We start from the raw sequence: 19,151 nt of genomic DNA, 5'->3' as shown, positions 1-19,151 counted from the left end.
AAAAATCAACAGAATATGCCCTTCGACGGCTTCTGCAGAGGCGTGAATCGCCAGAGTGGTGACGCTGATCGCATAATGTAGAGGGTTACCTGGAGGAGAGGAACCCGGTTCTTGATTGTTGCCAGGCATTACCCGAATATCTGCTCCTCCACGCGTCACCTCATGTCCATGGAAAGCGATTACCGTGACCTCATACCGCATTCAAGAAGCCGATCTCGAAATCCCCGATACCTGGCAGGACCAGAGCATCAACATTTTCAAGCTGCCGGCAGTGGGACCCGCCAAAGAGGCCAGTTTCGTCATCAGCCGCGATGCCACCCAGGGTGACGCTCCCTTTGCCGAGTACGTGGACCGCCAACTCAAAAGCGCGGAGCAGCAATTGCCGGGCTTCAAGCTGGTTCAGCGCTGGGACACGGTGCTGCATGGACACACCACCACCTTGCTGGATTACACCTGGCAGCGCGAAGGACGCGACCTGATGCTGCGCCAGGTGTTCATCGAGCGTAAGCCGTCCGTGCTGATCACCACCTTGACCACCACACCCAACGACTTCGCCTATCACGAGCCGGCCTGGAAGCTGGCGATGCATTCGCTCAAGCCACAGCCTCCGATTGCCTGAGATTAGATACGTGCCATTGCGCAGTCAGACCAAACAGTGAGGTAGATTCCCGCGATGGATGCACAGGCAGCAGCCCGTCTGGGTGACGAAATAGCCCACGGGTTCGGGTTGGCCGCGATGGTCGCCGGAGCCGTGGCCGGCGCCTTGATCGGCGCTGCGGTCGTCGCCGCGACGGTTGCCACGGGCGGTGTGGCGCTGGCGATCATGGCCGGCTCGATCGCGGCTGGCGGCTTGTCGATGTTCCAGATCGTCAAGGGCCTTTCCACCATCTTCAACCTGCCCGAGCCCACGACGGGGGCGTTGATCATGGGCAGCTTCAACGTTTATATCAATGACCGCAATGCCATGCGGGCGGGCGAAGACATCGCCTCTTCCTGCACCGGCCTGCCGATGAATCATCCGATCTGGCCCTTTCCGGTGCTGATCGCCGAAGGCAGCGCCACGGTGTTCATCAACGGCAAACCAGCCGCGCGCCTGCACAGCAAGATGGTCTGCGGCGCTCATATCAAGAGCGGCAGCCCGAATACTTTTATCGGTGGGCCGACGGTGTCGGTGGCGTTTGTGCTGGACCTTGAAGGCTGGATGCATTCCGGGTTGGAAGTGTTGGGGTTGCTGGCGGCGGGCGCCGCATTGGTGATGGCCGCAATGGCGGGTATTGCCGTTCTCGTCGAATTCGTCGTGGTGGGCGGCCTGATCGTGGGAAGCATGGAGCTTCTCGGCGATTTAGGCGACCGTCTGGGGCCAGGCTATCGTGACCTGCTGCAAGGCGTCGCCGGAATGGCGATGCTGGGGCTGAGCCCGAAAATGGCGAAGGCGGCCAAGCCTGCCGAACTGCCGCCGCCCAAGTACAAGCCTGGCGTGACCGAGGCCGATATCCTGGCCATGCCGAAGGGGTCTCGACCCGAAGCCCACAAGTATTTGTCACCGCAGTATGTGAAAGAACATCTGGCCCAGTTCGAGAACGGTGCCTCGCGCTTCACCACGAAGAACAACCTGGACAAGTACGGCATCGCCCAGCGCGACGGCACGACGTTCCTCATGCCCAAAGCTGAAGCCGATCAATTGGTTGCCAATGCCAAGGGCGATAAGAGGGCATTGGAGAAGGCGCTTGGGCTTCCAGAAAATACCTTGGAAAGTAGTACCCTTGTCCGGGTCGATATTCCCGCACCTAAAGACATGAACCTGCGGATTCCGTCGGGCAATGAGGCCGGCGCTAACGAATTCTGGATTCCAGGCGGCAAGCTGCCGACCGGTGCCAGCGAGGCGGTCATCGACGCCGGGGGCATCTCACCCAAAGATTTCAGTTGGACGGCATTATGACCGTAGAGGTAGTCAAACCATGAAGTTTCAAGATGTTCTAGTCAGTCGCGAACATATGTTCTCCGTGGGCATAGAGCAGGATTCGGGTCGATTCTATGTCTCCATACCGGTCAGCAATGGCATGGCTGACTACGAGGAGTACTACGAAATTAATCAGGCGACCTTTGAGCTATTCAAGCGTGACCCGGAAGCTGCGCTTCCTTTTGTGTCGCGTTGCAGAAAACGTGAGTTGGACGAGCTGTTGATCATTCAACCGGGAACGAAGCGCGGCACAGCCATCTGACCGCCGAAAGGGCCGGTGGGTCGCAGTTTTCACTAGGTCCGTAGATACCCCGTGGCGAGGGAGCTTGCTCCCGCTGGGCTGCGTAGCAGCCCCTTTTGTGAGCGCTTCGCACTCAAGCGGGAGCAAGCTCCCTCGCCACGGGATCAGCGTTTTTCTTGAGTGAGTCAGGCTGGGGTTGTTCTGCGGTGAACCTCACTGCTTGGCCTTCGCCGGAAACAAAGCTTTCACCGCCGCCTCGATCACGCCCTTGATGCCCTTGCCCTTGGGGTCCACGGCGCTGGCGCCACCGGAGTTGAGGTCAAGGCGGCCGCCGGTGTCGATGTTGCCGTTGCCACTGGCGTAGAGGTTGAACGCGGTGCCGGAGATATTGATCTCGCCACTGGCGTTGAACTCCAGCACGCTTTTGCCACACACCAGCCGAATCTGCGAACCCGCCTCGATGAGGTATTGGGTCGCGATGCTGTCGCTCTTGGCCCCGCCGACGAGCAACGTGTCGTTGCGCTGTACGGCCCGCAGCCGGTCTTCGCCAATGCGTACGGTTTCGTTGCGGTCGATATTCTTGCGACGATCGCGACCCACCCAGTGGCTTTCATCCACTTCCACGGCGATGTCCTGGTTGCGCTCGGCGTGGATGTAAAGTTGCTCGGCGCCCTTTTTATCTTCCATGCGGATTTCGTTGAAATTCGCCGGCGTGCCGCCCTTGCTCGAACGACTCTTGGTACCGCTCTGGGTGGCATTGGCGGGCAACGCATAGGGGACGGTCTGTTCGGCGTTATACACACGACCGGTGACGATGGGCCTGTCAGGATCCCCTTCAAGGAAACTGACGATGACTTCCTGGCCGATACGCGGGATCTGCACCGATCCCCAATTTTTGCCGGCCCAAGCCTGCGACACGCGAATCCAGCACGAACTGTTTTCGTTGGATTGATCGTGGCGATCCCAATAGAAGTGCACCTTCACCCGGCCGAACTGGTCGGTCCAGATTTCCTCGCCCTTGGGCCCGACCACCAAAGCCGTCTGCGGCCCCTTGACGATGGGGCGGTGGGTGATTGCCATCGGACGGAAGCTTTGCTGGGCGTCGATGCAGGTCAGGCTGCTTTCGAACTGTGCCGAAGGCGCGCCGACGCCGCTCTCGCCGCTTTCCTGAGAAACGTAATAACGCGCGCCAACGATCAGGTATTCGCGGTTCTGGTCCTGGCGGCTGAAGCCGCTCAGGCTGAACAAATGCCCCGAGCCCAAGCCTCGGGCATTGCCGGCCAGCTCGACCTGCTCGTGCAGGGTCTGCAAGGCTTCGATGCGGGTGCGGGCGTAGTGCTCGCCGTCCTCGCTCTGCACGTAGGTGCCGGGATAGTCATACAGAGGATAGTCGCCAGCGGTGTGCGGGCGCGGCATGGCTGCGCGCACGTCAATGTGTGCACTCGGGCGCTGGAAGTCGTAGTCGTTGAGCTCAAGCGACCCCGGCTGGACTTCCTGAGCCAAGTGCCAATCATGAATATGATCGCGTTCACGCTGCTGCTCGTTCTTCGGATAGTACGGCACCGAGGCGTAGCCGGGTGCTTGGGTATGGGCGCCGTAGGCGTCGGCCAGCACCAGCACATGGCGACCCTGTTCATGACGGAAGAAATAGTAGATGCCTTCCTGTTCCATCAGCCGGCTGACGAAATCGAAGCTGGTCTCACGGTACTGGACGCAGTACTCCCACTCGCGATACGGGCGGCTGAGGGCGTCTTCGAAGTCGGAGAAACCCAGGTCGCGAAACACCTGCTTGATGATCTGCGGAACCGTCAGGTTCTGGAAAATCCGGCAGTCGGAGGTGCGCGTCAGCAGCCACAGCCAGGGCCTTAGCGTGGCCTGGTAACTGGCAAACTGGCCCTGGTCGATGTTCTGGCTGAAGCGCGCGACGATGCCGTGGAAATAGCGCTCGCCGCCACCGTCCAACTGCAGGCTGACGCACATGGGTTTACCCAGCACCTGGTTGAGGTCGATGGCATTGTCCAGCGAGTGCAGCTGCAACTCATAGTTGAACAGCCGCCCCAGCTCTTCGCCGCCGCCCATGTCCTTGAGCAGCAGCACCTCGGGTCCCAAGGGGCTGGTGATTTTCGCCAGGCGGGAGGCTTGGTTGAATAGCATTGGGGGTCTCGTGCAGGTTAGTAGCTGAAGGAACACAATCTAATGTGGGAGCGGGCTTGCTCGCGAAGGCGTTGTGTCAGCCAACATCAATGGCACTGACAGATTGCATTCGCGGGCAAGCCCGCTCCCACAGGGGTTATGCGGTGTTTCCTGAGGTCAGCCCGCGTCGCTGAAATCGTACTTCAGTTCGTTATCCACGGCGCTGATCCGCACGCCGGCCATGGCCTTGCCTTCGAGCATGCGAGTCAGGAACTCGCGGCTCATGTCCGGCAGCAGGCTGTTGGTCAGGATGGTGTCGATCATGCGCCCGCCGCTTTCGGTTTCGGTGCAGCGCGAGACGATCAGGTCGATCACCGCGTCGTCGTAATCGAAGGCCACTTTGTGAGTGCTCTCCACGCGCTTCTTGATGCGGTTGAGTTGCAGGCGGGTGATGGCCTTGAGCATCTCGTCGCTGAGCGGATAGTAGGGGATCGTCACCAGGCGGCCGAGCAGCGCCGGCGGGAAGATTTCCAGCAGCGGCTGGCGCAGGGCCTTGGCGATTTCTTCCGGCTCGGGCACGTTCTGCGGGTCCTTGCAGACCTGGGCGATCAGCTCGGTGCCGGCGTTGGTGGTTAGCAGGATCAAGGTGTTCTTGAAATCGATCACCCGGCCTTCACCGTCCTCCATCACGCCTTTGTCGAACACCTGGAAGAAAATCTCGTGCACGTCCGGGTGGGCTTTTTCCACCTCGTCCAGCAACACCACGCTGTACGGTTTGCGCCGCACGGCTTCGGTCAGCACGCCGCCTTCGCCATAACCGATGTAGCCCGGTGGCGCACCCTTGAGGGTGGACACGGTGTGGGCTTCCTGGAACTCGCTCATGTTGATGGTGATGACGTTCTGTTCGCCGCCGTACATGGCTTCGGCCAGGGCCAGGGCGGTTTCGGTCTTGCCCACGCCGGAGGTGCCGGCGAGCATGAACACGCCGATCGGCTTGCTCGGATTGTCGAGGCCGGCGCGCGAGGTCTGGATACGCTTGGCGATCATCTGCAAGGCGTGGTCCTGGCCGATGATGCGTTTTTTCAGGTGCTGGTCGAGGTTGAGCACGGTCTCCAGTTCGTTGCGGGCCATGCGGCCCACCGGGATTCCGGTCCAGTCGGCGACCACCGAGGCCACGGCCTGGTAATCCACGGTAGGCAGGATCAGCGGGGTCTCGCCTTGCAGGGCGGTCAGGCGTTGCTGCAGGTCCACCAGTTTCTCGCGCAGGGCATGGCTGTCGTTGTCGGAAGCTTCGCTGCCGCTCTCGCTGTCCACCACGCCGACGCGCTCGCGCAGGGTAGCGCGAGTTTCCAGCAATTCGTCGACCAGGGTTTTCTCTTCGGCCCAACGGCTTTCCAATTCGGCCAGGCGTTCGCGCTCGGCGGCGAGCAGGCTTTCGGTCTGGGTCTGGCGGGTGCCGATGGCGATGCCGATCGCATGTTCACGGGCGATGATCTGCAGCTCGGTTTCCAGCGCTTCGATGCGCCGGCGGCTGTCGTCCACTTCGGCCGGCACGGCATGCAGGCTGATGGCAACGCGGGCGCAGGCGGTGTCCAGCAGGCTCACGGACTTGTCCGGCAACTGGCGCGCGGGAATGTAGCGGTGAGACAGCTTGACCGAGGCCTCCAGGGCCTCGTCGAGGATTTGCACCTGATGGTGTTTTTCCATGGTCGAGGCCACGCCGCGCATCATCAGCAAAGCCTTGTCTTCCGACGGCTCGGCGACTTGCACCACTTGGAAACGCCGGGTCAGGGCCGGGTCCTTTTCGATGTGCTTCTTGTACTCGGCCCAGGTCGTGGCGGCGACGGTGCGCAAGGTGCCGCGCGCCAGGGCCGGCTTCAGCAGGTTGGCCGCGTCGCCGGTACCGGCGGCGCCACCTGCACCCACCAGGGTGTGGGCTTCGTCGATGAACAGGATGATCGGTTTCGGCGAGGCCTGGACGTCTTCGATGACCTGACGCAGGCGCTGCTCGAATTCACCTTTCATGCTCGCGCCGGCCTGCAACAGGCCAACGTCGAGGCTGCGCAGCTCCACATCCTTGAGCGAAGGCGGCACGTCACCGGCGACGATGCGCAGGGCAAAACCTTCGACCACGGCGGTCTTGCCGACGCCGGCTTCACCGGTGAGGATCGGGTTGTTCTGCCGACGGCGCATGAGAATATCCACCAGTTGGCGGATCTCTTCGTCACGGCCGACGATCGGGTCGAGCTTGCCGCTGCGGGCCTGTTCGGTGAGGTCGACGGTGAAGCGCTTGAGCGCTTCCTGCTTGCCCATGGCGCTGGGGGCCATCGCGCCGCTGGCTTCGCCGGGCACGGCGCCGGCGTTGAAGCCGTCGCTGGCGGTCAGGGCGTTTTCCGGCGAGTCGCCGACGTATTCGTCAAACCGTTCGCTCAGGGCTTCGACCTTGACCTTGTCGAACTCCGACGACAGGCCCAGCAGCGCATGACGCAGGCTCGGCGTCTTGAGGATGCCCAGCACCAGGTAACCGGTGCGCACCTGGCTTTCGCCGAACATCAGGCTGCCGTAGACCCAGCCGCGTTCCACGGCTTCTTCCACGTGGGAAGACAGGTCGGTGATGGAGGTCGATCCCCGTGGCAGGCGATCCAGCGCCTCGGTCAGGTCGCGGGCCAGGCGTGCCGGCTCGATGTTGAACTGGCGGATGATGCGGTGCAGGTCCGAGTCCTGCAGTTGCAGCAATTGATGAAACCAGTGGGCCAGTTCCACATAAGGGTTACCGCGCAACTTGCAGAACACAGTGGCGGCTTCGATGGCTTTGTAGGCCACGCTGTTGAGTTTGCCGAACAACGCGGCGCGACTGATTTCACCCATGCTCATGGCTCCTTGAGGTCTGTGAGGTGTTGGCCTGTTCGGCGTAATGCCGGGCCAGTATTAGATCGTTGGCATCTTTTTCAGGACGTCCCAGCCAGGTGTTGAAACCCAGGCGGAAACGACCATTGAGTTGTAGTGCGGGCACTTCGGGCTGCTCCAGGACCAGGTTCAAGTCCCAGTCCAGTTCGTGCCCCAGGTATTCGGCGACCCAGGCCACCAGCTCATTGAACGGTTGGCTGCCGGGCAGCATGCCCATGTAGTCGACGAGCTTGAGCGGCCCCAGGCGAATGCGGAATTTGTGCTGGCGATCCCAAACGTAGCGGCCCAGGCAGAAGTCCACGCCCAGTTGATGGGCGCTGACACCAACGCGGCTGCGCTCCGGCAGTTCCAGCCATTGGCCGACGTATTCTTCGATTTCCACCGGCAGGCCGAAGTACTCGCTGAGGATCGCTTTCAAACCGTCCGGGTAGCGGGTTTGCGCCGACAGGTGACCGCTGTAGTGCAGCTTCGCCGTATCGGGAATCAGCCCCTGGTTGAGCAGGCTCGGCATGCCCCGGCCGCTGAGTGCCGCCAGGCGCGCCGACCAGTAATCATCGTCCGGGCGATCGTGGCTGACCGTCGGCCGTGCTTCGGCCCAGGCCCGGTAGAACAGGCTGAGCAGGCGATGATGGAAGACGTCGAGAAAGCGTTTGCTGGTGCTGTCGCCATTGTTGCGCTGGCGTTCGCGCACGTATTCGGTGATGTGCAACGGCATCGGGCCGTTGGGGCCGCCGAGGCCGAAGAAGAACTGCTCCAGGCGCGCCGGCGCACCGTCGACGCCCGGTTGCACCGAGGCCAGGGTCGCCGGCGCGAATGTGCACTCGGCCTGTTGCCCGAGGCGCAGCGGATCATCGGCCAGGCGCAGGGAATGGCCCAGGCGCGGCAGTTCGGGGGATTCGCACTCGATGCGCCGCAACGCCTGGAAGAAGTCGTATTCCCAGGGTTCCTGATGCATCGCTTCCAGGGTACTCACAGGGTCGGACGACGTCCGGGCTTGGCTTTCCATCGCATGATCTCGCCGCGTTCGGTGGTACGGATCACCGTCTCGGTAAAACTGTTGATCGACACGTAGCGTGCCAGGAAGCGTTCGAACACCGCGCCGAGCAGGAACACCCCGGTGCCGCGAAACGCGTTTTCATCGAATTCCAGGGTGATCTCCAGGCCGCGACCAAACACGATCGGGCCGGGCATCGGCAGGCGCCGGGTGCAGGCCTTGCTGCTGACTTCGCGCAAGCCTTCGATCTGCAATTGCAGCGCCGCATCGTTGCTGTCGCCATACAGGCGCAGCAGTTCGCGCAGGGCGGCCGCGCCCTGGCCTTGTTCGCTCAAGGACAGGTAGTTCAACGACAGCTGGCTGATCAGCCGCCAGGCCTTGGCATCGTGGGCATGGCTGGCCCTCGGACGACTCGGTCCGGCGACGCAGCGCACCGCGCCAACCGGCGCGCTGTCGGCCAGGGTGAAGTCGGTCTTGCCGTTGCCCACGCTCATGAACAGCGGCAGGTCGCGGTTGGTGCACAGCGCGGTCACGCCCAATTGACGCAGGTCGTGGCGATAAGGCGTTTGCTGGCTGTCCACCAGGCTGACGAAGGTCTCGCTGCCGATATAGGTCGAGCGCGGGCCGTTGCGGCGTTGATCGCTGGACAGCACGCGCGGTTCGCGGCGCACCGTGTAATAGGCCTTGTCGCGGCCATAGCGGGACGGATCACGCACGGCGTAGAAGGGCAGGAACGGCTGCTCCGGGCCGGTGCCGTGGCCGGCCAGCCCGGCCAGCGAATGCACTTCGAAATCCATCGGCCGGGTGCGGTCGGCAATCACATGATGTTCGTTGACCCGGTCCGACAAGTGAATGCGGTCCAGGCGCTTGGGGAACAGATTGATCGCCGGTGTGCAGAACGGCAGGAACTGCGCAGCGCCGACGCTGCCTTCCAGGCTCGGATCGTGGCGGTCGAACAGCACGATCAGCTCAAGCTCCTGGCCGTCGCAACGCTTGACCGCGCGGCCGAGCTGGGTGAAATCGACGAACAGGAAGCGGTGCGGCAGGGCGAAATATTCCTGCAACAGGCGATAACCCTGGAACGCCCGCGACACCACCGGCAGCGCGGCCTCGGCGTCATCGAAGCCTTGCGCGCGCAACGCATCCTGCGGCAACCGTTCGACCCAGTTGCCGCCGGGCTGGCGGGCGAACACCGCGCAGGCATTGCCCAGCAGTTGTTCGTAGAGGCGGAAGGGCTGTTCGTCGGCGCCGCTCAAGTACAGCGGCAGATTGTCCAGGGCCAGGCTGTTGAACGGTAGTTCGGCGCCGGTGCGCAGGGTCAGGCGCAGGCCGGCCTTGGCTTTCGGTTCGCTGGCGGCCAGGCGCCCGAGTACCGCGGACGGGTTGCCGAAGTACTCGGCCTGGCTGACCTGCAACGGCCACAACGTCACCGCGTGGGCGGTACGGTACTCGCAGCAGGTCTGGGATTCACGACCCAGGGCGGCGCGCAGGACGGTGTCACGGGGCAGCGGGAAACCGCTGCTCAATGAACCTTCGTCCGGGTCGGCCTGCATCTGCACCACGGTCATCGACGGCGTCGGTGCCAGGTAATGCGGATAGGCGATTTCCAACAGGTTGTGGGTGAACGTCGGGTATTCGGCGTCGAGCTTGAGCTGCACCCGTGCGGTCAGATAAGCGAAGCCTTCCAGCAGGCGCTCGACGTAAGGGTCGGCGCAGTCCATGCCGGCCAGCGACAACCGGCTGGCAATCTTCGGGTATTCCTGGGCGAACTCCGCCGCGCTTTCGCGCACGTGGTGCAGCTCCTGGTTGTACAGCTCCAGCAGGCGCGGGTTCATGGGCGTCTCCGCTGGTCGGCGTTGACTACGCGCACGTGGCCGGTCTCCAGATCCAGGTCGGTTTGCAGCATCAGGCGCAGCGGCACCGGCTGGGCCCAGAGATCGCCTTCGATCTCGAAGCTCAGGGCGTTATGGTTCATCTCGGCGGTTGCCCGGGCGCGCACACGCAGGGTGTGGCGCAAGATACGCGGCTCGAAGGTGGCGATGGCCTGGTGGATCAAGGTTTCCAGCGCGGGCACATCGATGTTCGAGGCACTGTTGCCGGCCAGCGCCGGCAGCCCGAAATTCACCACCGAGGTGCCCGCCGGGGTGTGCAGCGTGGCATCGGCGTCGAGCAATGACGTGGTGTTGAGCAGCCACGCCAGGTCACGCAGCACCGAGGCTTTTAATTGGGTAAGGGACAGCACGCGCTTGTCGGCGCTTTCCTTCGGGTTGCTCGGATCGTCGTCGGTCAGCCGGTCCAGCAGGGACGGTTGCAGACGATCGCGGGTGGCGATTTCGGTTACCACGTAAAGGGTGCCACATACATTTTTTGGTCTCCGCCGGAGCCGCAAGACGCATAAAGGCTGACCATTCCCGCCTCAAAACCTTTTGCTGTCTGACGAATAGCCTGCATTTTGCTCAGGCAGTCGCGGCTGGGGGCTGGCATGTGTTCGCTGCGCCAAACCGCGAATATAGGGATGTTGTTGAACATTTCCACGCGCAGTTTCTGCTGTTTATCCAGACTAAAGCCGCAAGGCCATTCCATGTCCAGTTTCATGCGACTCTGGTCAGGTTTTACCAGTGTGCACTGGCCTTGCTCGTCGACTAGCTTGAGCTGCTGACCAACGAAATCGGCTTGCGTGGTCAGCGTATCGGCATGCTCGGCGCATGCGCTCAGGCTGATCAGGCTTGTCGCCAGGCATAGGGCGAGCGCGGGCTTCTTCATCAGATGAGCTCCCAGAACCAGACCTTCTTGGAACGGTAGAACAGGTCGCTGGTTTGGGTCAGGCCACGATTCCATAAATCGATATGGTCGCCGCTACGACCTTCCGGGGTCTCTCCTGACTGTTGGAAACAATCCTTGAAGAAAATCAATCCGGTCTTACTCATCAATTTTTGCCGGTCGGCGGCGCTATTGCTGAGGATGGTAGGACGCCCCAGATGGTGCTTCCACAACCAGTTCGCCAGCGATTCTGCGCCCCTGGCGTGTTCATGGGCACACTTGGGTTCGGTGTAGGTGGACTTGTTGACCTTGATGGTCTTCTCCGCATTGAGCGTCAGGCTCATGCGAATCGCGCACTGGTTTGCCCAAGGGCCGTCGCAAGGTTTCGCGTCGGGATGGGTGACCAGCAAATCGGAGTAGGCTTTCCACAAATTGATAAACGCAGGCTTGGCCATGACTCAGACACCGGAAGGGAAAGGATGGGTTGCGAGCAAGCACCAAACACCCCCGGCGCGTGGCGCCGGGGGCGTGTTCGATTACACCTTGACGTTCTGACGGATGTTCCAGCCGAACTTGACCGGACCGCCTTCCTTGGTGCCGTCGGCTTTCTGTGGCTGGTAGTCCACCAGCACCTTGGCGAAGTTCAGGGTGACGTTTTCGGTCAGGCGATCATCGCCGCCCGAGCCGCCGGTGCTCAGGGAAGTGATCAGCACTTCTTCCAGGTTGATGATCATGTACTCGACCTGGCTTTCGCCGCCGGCCTTGCGCACGGTCAGCTTGACCTTGTCGACGTGCTTGCCGCTGGCGCAGTGCATCATCAGGTTCGGCGAAGCCTTGTCGACGTACTTGGTCAGCGACAGGTCCTGGATGCTCACCTTGCCCGCGCCACCGCCACTGCCGACGTGCATGTTACCGGTCTGGGACATGCCCCAGCTCCAGTTCAGGACGTCGATCTCATCCTTGTGGACCTTGTCCATGGACTCGCCCTTGATGTCGCCGATCTTGATGAAAATATCAACAGCCATGTTTTCTCCCTGTGTGGTCTTTACCACATTGTTTGGTTGACGCTGACCTTGCGAAATTACTGCTATTGAACGCTACGAAGGCGATCTCCAACCCACTGAAAATCCCCTGTGGGAGCGAGCTTGCTCGCGATAGCGGAGTGTCAGATGCAGACATGACACTGATCCACCGCCATCGCGAGCAAGCTCGCTCCCACATTTGCCCTGTACTGTTCAGTAAATCCTTACGCGCCCTTGGCCGACGGCAGTTTCGATACCAGGCGCAACGACACGGTCAGCCCTTCGAGCTGATAGTGCGGGCGCAGGTAGAACTTGGAGTTGTAGTACCCCGGGTTGCCTTCGACTTCTTCGACGATCACTTCGGCGGCAGCCAGTGGATGCTGGGCCTTGGTGGTCTCGGTGGAGTGCGCCGGATCGCCATCGACGTAGTTGAGGATCCAGTCCTGCAACCAGCGCTGCATCTCGTCCTTCTCTTTGAAGGAGCCGATCTTGTCGCGCACGATGCACTTCAGGTAATGGGCGAAACGGCAGGTGGCGAACAGGTACGGCAGGCGCGCGGCCAGGTTGGCGTTGGCGGTGGCGTCCGGGTCGTCGTATTCGGCCGGTTTCTGCAACGACTGGGCGCCGATGAAGGCGGCAAAGTCGGTGTTTTTCTTGTGCAGCAGCGGCATGAAACCGTTCTTCGCCAGTTCCGCTTCACGGCGGTCCGAAATGGCGATTTCAGTCGGGCACTTCATGTCCACGCCACCGTCATCGGTAGGGAACGTATGAGCCGGCAGGTTTTCCACTTCACCGCCCGATTCCACGCCACGGATGCGCGAGCACCAGCCGAAGTGTTTGAACGAGCGGTTGATGTTCACGGCCATCGCATAGGCGGCGTTGGCCCAGGTGTACTTGGAGCTGTCGGCGCCGTCGGTGCTTTCTTCGAAGGCGAAGGCTTCCACCGGATCGGTCTTGGCGCCATACGGCAGGCGCGCCAGGAAGCGCGGCATGGTCAGGCCGATGTAGCGCGAGTCTTCCGATTCACGCAGCGAACGCCAGCCGGCGTATTCCGGAGTGGTGAAGATCTTGGTCAGGTCGCGCGGGTTCGACAGTTCCTGCCACGAGCCCATGCCCATGACGGTTGGCGAGGCGGCGGCAATGAACGGCGCATGCATGGCGGCGCAGACTTTCGACAGTTCGCCCAGCAGTTCCACGTCCGGTGGCGACTGGTCGAAGTAGTAGTCGCCGACCAGGCAGCCGTAAGGCTCGCCGCCGAACTGGCCGTATTCTTCTTCATACATCTTCTTGAAGAGCGGGCTCTGGTCCCACGCGGTGCCCTTGAATTTCTTCAGGGTCTTGTGCAGGTCGGTCTTGGAGATGTTGAGCACGCGGATCTTGAGCTGCTCATCGGTCTCGGTGTTGTTGACCAGGTAATGCAGGCCACGCCAGGCGCTTTCCAGTTGCTGGAAGTCCGGGTGGTGGATGACCTGATTGACCTGGGCGGTGAGCTTGGCGTCGATCGCGGCGATGATCGACTCGATCGACTTGATGGCGTCGTTGGACACCAGGTCGGTCTGCGCCAGGGCCTGTTCGGCCAGCGTACGCACGGCGGTCTCGACGGCTTCGCGGGCGCGTTCGGTCTTGGGCTTGAACTCTTGCAGCAGCAGCGAGGCGAACTCGCTGGTTTCTTCGGTGGCGCCCAGGTTCTGGGGCTGATTGTCGCGTACCAAATCGTTCATGATCGTTTGTCCTTAAGCCTTGGGCTCTGCATCGGCGGGCTTTGGCGCGCTGGCAAGGGCCTGCAGCAGCGCTGGGTCCTTGATCGCCTTCATGATGATTTCCTCGGCGCCGGTCTTGCCGTCCATGTAGGTCAGCAGGTTGGCCAGTTGAGTGCGCGCTTCGAGCAGCTTGTTCAGCGAATCGATCTTGCGGGCCACGGCCGCAGGGCTGAAGTCGTCCATGCTTTCGAACGTCAGGTCCAGGCTCAGGTTGCCTTCGCCGGTCAGTTCGTTAGGCACATGGAACGCCACGCGAGGCTGCATGGCCTTGAGACGCGAGTCGAAGTTGTCGACGTCGATCTCGAGGAACTTGCGATCGGCCACCGGCGCCAGAGGCTCCGCGGGCTTGCCGGCCAGGTCCGCCATTACCCCCATGACGAAGGGCAACTGGACCTTTTTCTCGGCGCCGTAGAGCTCGACGTCGTACTCGATCTGCACTCGAGGCGCGCGGTTGCGCGCGATGAATTTCTGAGAACTTTGCTTCGCCACGTTGCTGCTCCTGGTCGCTTGAGCGACGGTGTTGGCGTCATCGGGGGTACCTATGACGTGACTGCGTGATCCGCTCGCTTTTTATTCGCTTTCCGGGCCGCGCAGGTTTTCAAATTGACTCATGCCGTCGGGAATCAGGTTGCGTACGATCGCCGCGAAATCGGCGTGCACCAGATTCTTCGCCCGGTTCAACAGCACCGGCAGCGGGCTGGAGGGCTCATGACGGGTGTAGTACGCCAGGATCCGGTCCAGGCTGCGAAGGACATCGTCGCGGTTGTTGATTTCTCCGGCGACGGTACTGCGCGGCGCGCTGGGTGCGCTGGCGTATTCAACCGGCGCGGCGTTGTCGGTTTCGACGGGATCGACAAGGGCACCTTCGCCGCTCTGCGGGGCGAACTGACCGAGAATCTGCAGGGCCATCTTCAGCGGTTGTTTCAGCGGGCCGAGGTCCACGCCCTGGGCGGAACCGACCTGGTCGCTGACTTGCTGTTCGATGGATTCGGCGGCGCTGCGGGCTTCCAGCAGGGCGGCACGAATGACTTCCAGCTGCTCGGGATCGCTGTCGAGAAGGGCGCCGGCGAGTTGTTCGGCGCCGAGGCTTTCATCAGGGAAACTTTGCAAGCCGCTGGCGTTGGCGGCGGCGCGCAGGCTGACGTTGCCGAACGTGCGCGAGCGAGCCAGGATGCTTTCGCGCAGCAGGCGGATGGTGACGTCCGACGTCAGGCCGGCGAGGGCATTGATGCGCACGGTGGGGTCGTTGTCATCATCGGCATCCAGGCGCGGGTGCAGGTCGGCCCAGTATTGCTTGAGCAGCTCGTTGATCAGCGTCAATACACGGGCCAGGCCGGGAATGCCTTCCAGGGCCAGGGAGCTTTGCAGCAGGAAATGGGTGATGCGCAGGTCTTTGCTGCGCGCGAGCAGGTCCAGGCTTTGCTGCTGGATGCTGCGCCATTCAGGGGGTTCTGCAGGCAGGATCGAGTCGCCCATGCTGCGCTCGGGCTGGCCTCGGGAATCGCGTTCCAGGCGCAAGAAATCCGCGTCATATTCCAGGTCTTCACCGCAAGGCGAATTCGCGGAAACGGCGGCGAGCAGCAAAGGCACATCCACTTGGATCGATCTCCCTATCACCCGCTGAAGAAGTCGGGCAGTGCACATGAAAGTTTCGGATGAAACTTCACATGTTCCTTGACCGTAATGGCGCTATAAGTGCGAGATGATCTTAAAGTGCCATCATGTATATTCAAGAAGTTGTGCATTTTTGGTGTAGTACTTATCCCTTGTCAAGGTAAGCTATTTCGCCGATGTGACAGTTGTGAGGTGCTTAACAACCCGCGCGACTGGTAGGTCGAAGCAGGCACCGATGCAGGTTTTTTTGTCACGCAGGCCGGTTAAGATCAGCAATCATGCTGGCAAAACGCCGTTCCGGGTTGTTTGCAAGGTTTTTAGCGCGCAGCCGGGGGGCTCAGGTCCATTGTTCCGTCGGCAAAAAGAAGTAATCAGCAAGGAGGCAAGATGCCGCTGTGTTTGACTATCACTAGTTATCACAAGATTACCCCTGGACAGTGTTCTGAAAAGACCCTGAACCAAGGGGTGATGGCAATTGGCCGTAATTCCGATAATGACTGGGTATTGCCCGACCCGGAGCGCCTGGTTTCTGGGCAACATTGCGTTATCCAGTACAAGGACGGGCGCTATTATCTGACCGATAACAGCACCAATGGCGTGGAGTTGGTCAAGGCCGGCATTCGCCTGCGCAAAGGCAACAGCGAGCCGCTGCAGGATGGCGAAGTCATCCGCATCGGTGATTACGAGATCCAGGCGCGCGTGGATTTCAGCCTGCCGGTCACCGACAGCAATCCGTTCGCCGAAGCGCCGAGCAGCTTCGAAGCCTTGATGGGGCGCCAGGGTGCCGCCGTGAATACGCCGGCGCCGATACCCGTGGCCACGCCTGCGCATTTCCAGGGCGTGTCGTCCATGGACACGCTGCCGGACCTCTTCGACTTCCTCGCTCCGAGCAGCGTCCCTCCAGCCACCCAGCCCGATCACGTTCCGGCCGAGCAACATGATTTCCGCCCGCCCACGCCGATTCCGCGCCCGAGTCCGCCGCCAGTGGTCCAACCGCTGCCGATGACGCCTGCTCCGGTTATCCCGGATGATTGGGACCTGTTCAGCGACACGCCTGCGCCGGTTGCGCCGATTCCCGTCGCGCCGCTGCCGGAGCCGGTTTCCGTGCCGCCATTGCCGGTGATCGAGCCCGTTCCCGCGCCGCCGATCCCGCAAGTCGTTGCGCCGATTGAGCCCGCGCCACCGCGCGAAGCGCCGGTCAGCCGCGTCGAGCCGACGGCTACCCCAACCGACACCTCTGGCCCTGACCTGCTGCAAGCGTTCCTGCGCGGCGCCGGGCTGGATCAGTTGCGCCTGGACAAAGCCCAGGCTGAGGCGCAGATGGAAAGCATCGGGCGCAGCTATCGATTGATGGTCGAGGGCCTGATCGATGTGCTGCGCGCCCGCAGCAGCCTCAAGGGTGAATTCCGCATCCAGCAGACAATGATCCAGCCGGTGGAAAACAACCCGCTCAAATTTGCCCCGAACGTCGACGAAGCCCTGCTGTTGCTGTTGCGCCACGGCAACCAGGCCTTCATGGCGCCGGACGTGGCGGTGCGCGACAGCTTTGATGATTTGCGCGCCCATCAACTGGCGGTGATGGCCGGTGTGGAAGCGGCCATCAAGCATCTGCTGGCGCGTTTCGAGCCGGCCCAGCTGGAAGAGCGCATGGGCAAGCCCGGCGGGTTGTCGGGGATTTTCAGCGGGTCGCGCCAGGCCCAGTACTGGCAGCAATTCACCGAGCTCTACAGCAACATTTCCCGGGAGGCCCAGGAAGACTTCCAGGACCTGTTCGGTCGGGAGTTCAGCCGCGCCTACGAAGAACACAGCACGCGACAGCGACGTCGTTGAGCGGCACCGGGCCAGACAACACTTTTCAAGCACACAACGGATAGCTCAAACGTCATTGAGGACGCAGGATGATTCCCAGGTTTTTACTCGCAGTCGCCACAGCACTTCTGCTGACGGCGTGCGCCAAGGATGCGGCCGCTCCCCAGCCCGAAGAGGCTGAAGCCGACACCGCCGCCGTCGAGTTGCACTTCCACGCCATCGCCGGGCTCAACCCCGGCGCCAGTGGCCAGCCGGCGCCGGTGCGGGTGCGCATTTTCGAGTTGAAGAACGCCGCCACTTTTGCCCGCGCCGACTATTTCGCCCTGGCCGAACGGGCGCAGGCGACATTGGGGGCTGACCTGATCGACCAGGACGAAGTGCTGATCCAGCCGGACCAGCAACTGAGCCTGCAACGCGATCTCGACCCGGCCACCCGGCATATCGGAATCCTGGTGGGCTATCGCGAGCTGGACCAGTCGCTGTGGCGCACGGTGATGAATGTCCCGGCGCGCCAATACACCGAATACCAGATCAGCCTCGATGTGCGTGCCGTGCGCAGCGCCGTCGTCGTCCCCCCATCCAGCCCTGCCCAATAAGCAATCGGAGCCCCCATGTCCTGGAACAATCGCGTGGTCTGGTCGGAAGGCATGTTCATTGGAACGCAGCACTTCCAGCAGCATGACCGTTACTTGGAAAACCTTATCGACTCCCGCAGCCGTCCACTGTCGGCTGGCGCCTGGGGTTTTTCCGAATTGCTGATCGATCAGGGCCTGCTGGCCCAGGGCAAGCTGGCGATCATCTCGGCCAAGGGCCTGCTGCCCGACGGCACGCCGTTCAATATTCCCCAGGACGACGTTGCGCCGACGCCGCTGAACATTGACGACAACCTGCGAGACGGCCTCGTATACCTGGCCCTGCCGCTCAAGCGCGCCGGCGCCCGCGACACCGTGGACGAAGGTGAGCCCTTGGGCGCCGCGCGCTACGTGAGCCAGGTCTGCGAAGTGCGTGATGACAATGCGCCGTTCGAAAACCGCGCACCGGTGGCCGTGGGTTCCCGGGCGCTGCGTTTGTTGACCGCCCAGGATGGCATTGGCGACTATGCCGCGATTGGCGTGGTGCGCATCAAGGAAAAACGCGCCGACCGAGCCCTGGTGCTGGATGAAAATTACATCCCGCCGCTGCTGGACGTAGCGGCTTCGAAGTCACTGGCAGCGTTTCGCAGTGAGCTGCTGGGCCTGCTGCACCAGCGCGGCGAAGCCCTGGCCGGACGGGTTGTGGCCTCCGGCGCGGGTGGGGCCTCGGAGATTGCCGATTTCATGCTGCTGCAACTGGTCAACCGCGCCCAGCCGCTGATCCAGCACCTGAGTCAGCTGAGCCCGCTGCACCCCGAGCGTTTTTACAGCGAGCTGGTGAGCCTGGCCGGGGAGTTCTCGACCTTTACCGCATCCGGCCGTCGCCCGCAGGAATATCCGCAGTACCAGCACGATGATCTGGTGCTGAGTTTCACACCGGTGATGCAGGCCCTGCGCGAGGCGCTGTCGATGCTCATCGACAGCAAGGCCACGCCGATTCCGATTGTCGAGAAAGCCTACGGCATCCATGTGGCGATGCTGGCCGACAAGACCTTGCTCGACAGCGCCAGTTTCATTCTCGTGGTGCGCGCCGACGTTCCCGCCGAAACCCTGCGCGGCCGCTTCGGCCAGCAGAGCAAAGTCGGCTCGGTGGAGCACATTCGCGACCTGGTCAACCTGCAACTGCCGGGCATCGGCCTGCTGCCGTTGCCGGTGGCGCCACGCCAGCTTCCGTACCACGCCGGATCCACCTATTACGAGCTGGACCGGGGCAGCGATCACTGGCAACAGCTGAGCAACTCCGGCGGCTTTGCGTTCCACATCGCCGGCCAGTTCCCGGGGCTGAACCTGGCTTTCTGGGCGATCCGAGGATAAACCGC

17 protein-coding genes are annotated in these 19,151 nt (G+C 62.1%); 6 read left to right on the top strand and 11 right to left on the bottom strand.

The window, feature by feature from the left end; all coding sequences use genetic code 11:
- The first annotated feature begins 184 nt into the window (after positions 1-184).
- From M1E16_RS27235 to M1E16_RS27225, 3 genes are read left to right on the top strand one after another with little or no spacing between them, the layout of a single operon-like run.
- A complete protein-coding gene (locus tag M1E16_RS27235; RefSeq protein WP_434570845.1) occupies positions 185-619 on the top strand; it encodes a DUF1795 domain-containing protein in 435 nt (144 codons plus the stop codon).
- A gap of 54 nt (positions 620-673) precedes the next feature.
- Entirely contained in the window at positions 674-1,939 is a 1,266-nt protein-coding gene (locus tag M1E16_RS27230) for a PAAR domain-containing protein (protein WP_458128816.1), read from the top strand.
- 19 nt (positions 1,940-1,958) lie between these two features.
- Positions 1,959-2,222: a hypothetical protein gene (locus M1E16_RS27225; protein ID WP_434654671.1), complete on the top strand. Its 264-nt coding sequence runs from the start codon at positions 1,959-1,961 to the stop codon at positions 2,220-2,222.
- 192 nt (positions 2,223-2,414) lie between these two features.
- Here the strand turns inward: M1E16_RS27225 and M1E16_RS27220 are convergent, their stop codons facing one another.
- The 11 genes from M1E16_RS27220 to tssA all read right to left on the bottom strand — a co-directional run bounded on the left by M1E16_RS27220 (position 2,415) and on the right by tssA (position 15,373).
- Entirely contained in the window at positions 2,415-4,355 is a 1,941-nt protein-coding gene (locus M1E16_RS27220) for a type VI secretion system Vgr family protein (protein ID WP_458128815.1), read from the bottom strand.
- Positions 4,356-4,511: 156 nt separating this feature from the next.
- Positions 4,512-7,202, bottom strand: coding sequence for a type VI secretion system ATPase TssH (gene tssH / locus M1E16_RS27215; RefSeq protein ID WP_458128814.1), 2,691 nt, complete (start codon positions 7,200-7,202; stop codon positions 4,512-4,514).
- Positions 7,195-8,247: a type VI secretion system baseplate subunit TssG gene (tssG, locus tag M1E16_RS27210; protein ID WP_434602271.1), complete on the bottom strand. Its 1,053-nt coding sequence runs from the start codon at positions 8,245-8,247 to the stop codon at positions 7,195-7,197. The genes tssH and tssG overlap by 8 nt, the downstream gene beginning before the upstream one ends.
- The gene (tssF, locus tag M1E16_RS27205; protein WP_458128813.1) at positions 8,211-10,070 is read right to left on the bottom strand and encodes a type VI secretion system baseplate subunit TssF; all 1,860 of its coding nucleotides are present in this window, start codon (positions 10,068-10,070) and stop codon (positions 8,211-8,213) included. The genes tssG and tssF overlap by 37 nt, the downstream gene beginning before the upstream one ends.
- Positions 10,067-10,579 (bottom strand): type VI secretion system baseplate subunit TssE, encoded by a 513-nt coding sequence (gene tssE, locus M1E16_RS27200; protein WP_305497870.1) that lies wholly within the window; start codon positions 10,577-10,579, stop codon positions 10,067-10,069. Before tssE ends, tssF begins: the two co-directional genes overlap by 4 nt.
- Positions 10,573-10,998 (bottom strand): hypothetical protein, encoded by a 426-nt coding sequence (locus tag M1E16_RS27195; protein WP_458128812.1) that lies wholly within the window; start codon positions 10,996-10,998, stop codon positions 10,573-10,575. Before M1E16_RS27195 ends, tssE begins: the two co-directional genes overlap by 7 nt.
- On the bottom strand, positions 10,998-11,450 hold the full coding sequence (locus M1E16_RS27190) for a T6SS effector amidase Tae4 family protein (protein ID WP_458128811.1): 453 nt from the start codon (positions 11,448-11,450) through the stop codon (positions 10,998-11,000). The genes M1E16_RS27195 and M1E16_RS27190 overlap by 1 nt, the downstream gene beginning before the upstream one ends.
- 81 nt (positions 11,451-11,531) lie before the next feature.
- Positions 11,532-12,020 carry an Hcp family type VI secretion system effector gene (locus M1E16_RS27185; RefSeq protein WP_186615146.1) on the bottom strand — a complete coding sequence of 163 codons (489 nt, stop codon included), beginning with the start codon at positions 12,018-12,020 and terminating at the stop codon, positions 11,532-11,534.
- A gap of 221 nt (positions 12,021-12,241) precedes the next feature.
- Positions 12,242-13,738, bottom strand: coding sequence for a type VI secretion system contractile sheath large subunit (tssC, locus tag M1E16_RS27180; protein ID WP_305497874.1), 1,497 nt, complete (start codon positions 13,736-13,738; stop codon positions 12,242-12,244).
- Positions 13,739-13,750: 12 nt separating this feature from the next.
- The gene (tssB, locus tag M1E16_RS27175; RefSeq protein WP_186633609.1) at positions 13,751-14,266 is read right to left on the bottom strand and encodes a type VI secretion system contractile sheath small subunit; all 516 of its coding nucleotides are present in this window, start codon (positions 14,264-14,266) and stop codon (positions 13,751-13,753) included.
- A gap of 81 nt (positions 14,267-14,347) precedes the next feature.
- Positions 14,348-15,373: a type VI secretion system protein TssA gene (tssA, locus tag M1E16_RS27170; protein WP_458128810.1), complete on the bottom strand. Its 1,026-nt coding sequence runs from the start codon at positions 15,371-15,373 to the stop codon at positions 14,348-14,350.
- A gap of 405 nt (positions 15,374-15,778) precedes the next feature.
- On the opposite strand from tssA, the gene tagH reads away from it, so the two are divergent.
- The 3 genes from tagH to tssK all read left to right on the top strand — a co-directional run bounded on the left by tagH (position 15,779) and on the right by tssK (position 19,146).
- A complete protein-coding gene (tagH, locus tag M1E16_RS27165) occupies positions 15,779-17,221 on the top strand; it encodes a type VI secretion system-associated FHA domain protein TagH (protein WP_458128809.1) in 1,443 nt (480 codons plus the stop codon).
- A gap of 68 nt (positions 17,222-17,289) precedes the next feature.
- The gene (gene tssJ / locus M1E16_RS27160; protein ID WP_434627070.1) at positions 17,290-17,796 is read left to right on the top strand and encodes a type VI secretion system lipoprotein TssJ; all 507 of its coding nucleotides are present in this window, start codon (positions 17,290-17,292) and stop codon (positions 17,794-17,796) included.
- Positions 17,797-17,811: 15 nt separating this feature from the next.
- A complete protein-coding gene (gene tssK / locus M1E16_RS27155; protein WP_434602265.1) occupies positions 17,812-19,146 on the top strand; it encodes a type VI secretion system baseplate subunit TssK in 1,335 nt (444 codons plus the stop codon).
- Positions 19,147-19,151: the final 5 nt, after the last annotated feature.

This window comes from Pseudomonas sp. Z2-11 (assembly GCF_054161305.1).
The sequence above is the reverse complement of the archived record's forward strand: the minus strand, read 5'-3'. Positions and strand labels throughout refer to the sequence as shown.

Excerpts from the sequence above, each read along its gene's own strand:
- M1E16_RS27230 (WP_458128816.1), top strand. The coding sequence starts at position 674 with ATGGATGCACAGGCAGCAGCCCGTCTGGGTGACGAAATAGCCCACGGG.
- M1E16_RS27225 (WP_434654671.1), top strand. The coding sequence starts at position 1,959 with ATGAAGTTTCAAGATGTTCTAGTCAGTCGCGAACATATGTTCTCCGTG.
- M1E16_RS27220 (WP_458128815.1), bottom strand. The coding sequence starts at position 4,355 with ATGCTATTCAACCAAGCCTCCCGCCTGGCGAAAATCACCAGCCCCTTG.
- tssH (WP_458128814.1), bottom strand. The coding sequence starts at position 7,202 with ATGGGTGAAATCAGTCGCGCCGCGTTGTTCGGCAAACTCAACAGCGTG.
- tssG (WP_434602271.1), bottom strand. The coding sequence starts at position 8,247 with ATGGAAAGCCAAGCCCGGACGTCGTCCGACCCTGTGAGTACCCTGGAA.
- tssF (WP_458128813.1), bottom strand. The coding sequence starts at position 10,070 with ATGAACCCGCGCCTGCTGGAGCTGTACAACCAGGAGCTGCACCACGTG.
- M1E16_RS27195 (WP_458128812.1), bottom strand. The coding sequence starts at position 10,998 with ATGAAGAAGCCCGCGCTCGCCCTATGCCTGGCGACAAGCCTGATCAGC.
- M1E16_RS27190 (WP_458128811.1), bottom strand. The coding sequence starts at position 11,450 with ATGGCCAAGCCTGCGTTTATCAATTTGTGGAAAGCCTACTCCGATTTG.
- M1E16_RS27185 (WP_186615146.1), bottom strand. The coding sequence starts at position 12,020 with ATGGCTGTTGATATTTTCATCAAGATCGGCGACATCAAGGGCGAGTCC.
- tssC (WP_305497874.1), bottom strand. The coding sequence starts at position 13,738 with ATGAACGATTTGGTACGCGACAATCAGCCCCAGAACCTGGGCGCCACC.
- tagH (WP_458128809.1), top strand. The coding sequence starts at position 15,779 with ATGCCGCTGTGTTTGACTATCACTAGTTATCACAAGATTACCCCTGGA.
- tssJ (WP_434627070.1), top strand. The coding sequence starts at position 17,290 with ATGATTCCCAGGTTTTTACTCGCAGTCGCCACAGCACTTCTGCTGACG.
- tssK (WP_434602265.1), top strand. The coding sequence starts at position 17,812 with ATGTCCTGGAACAATCGCGTGGTCTGGTCGGAAGGCATGTTCATTGGA.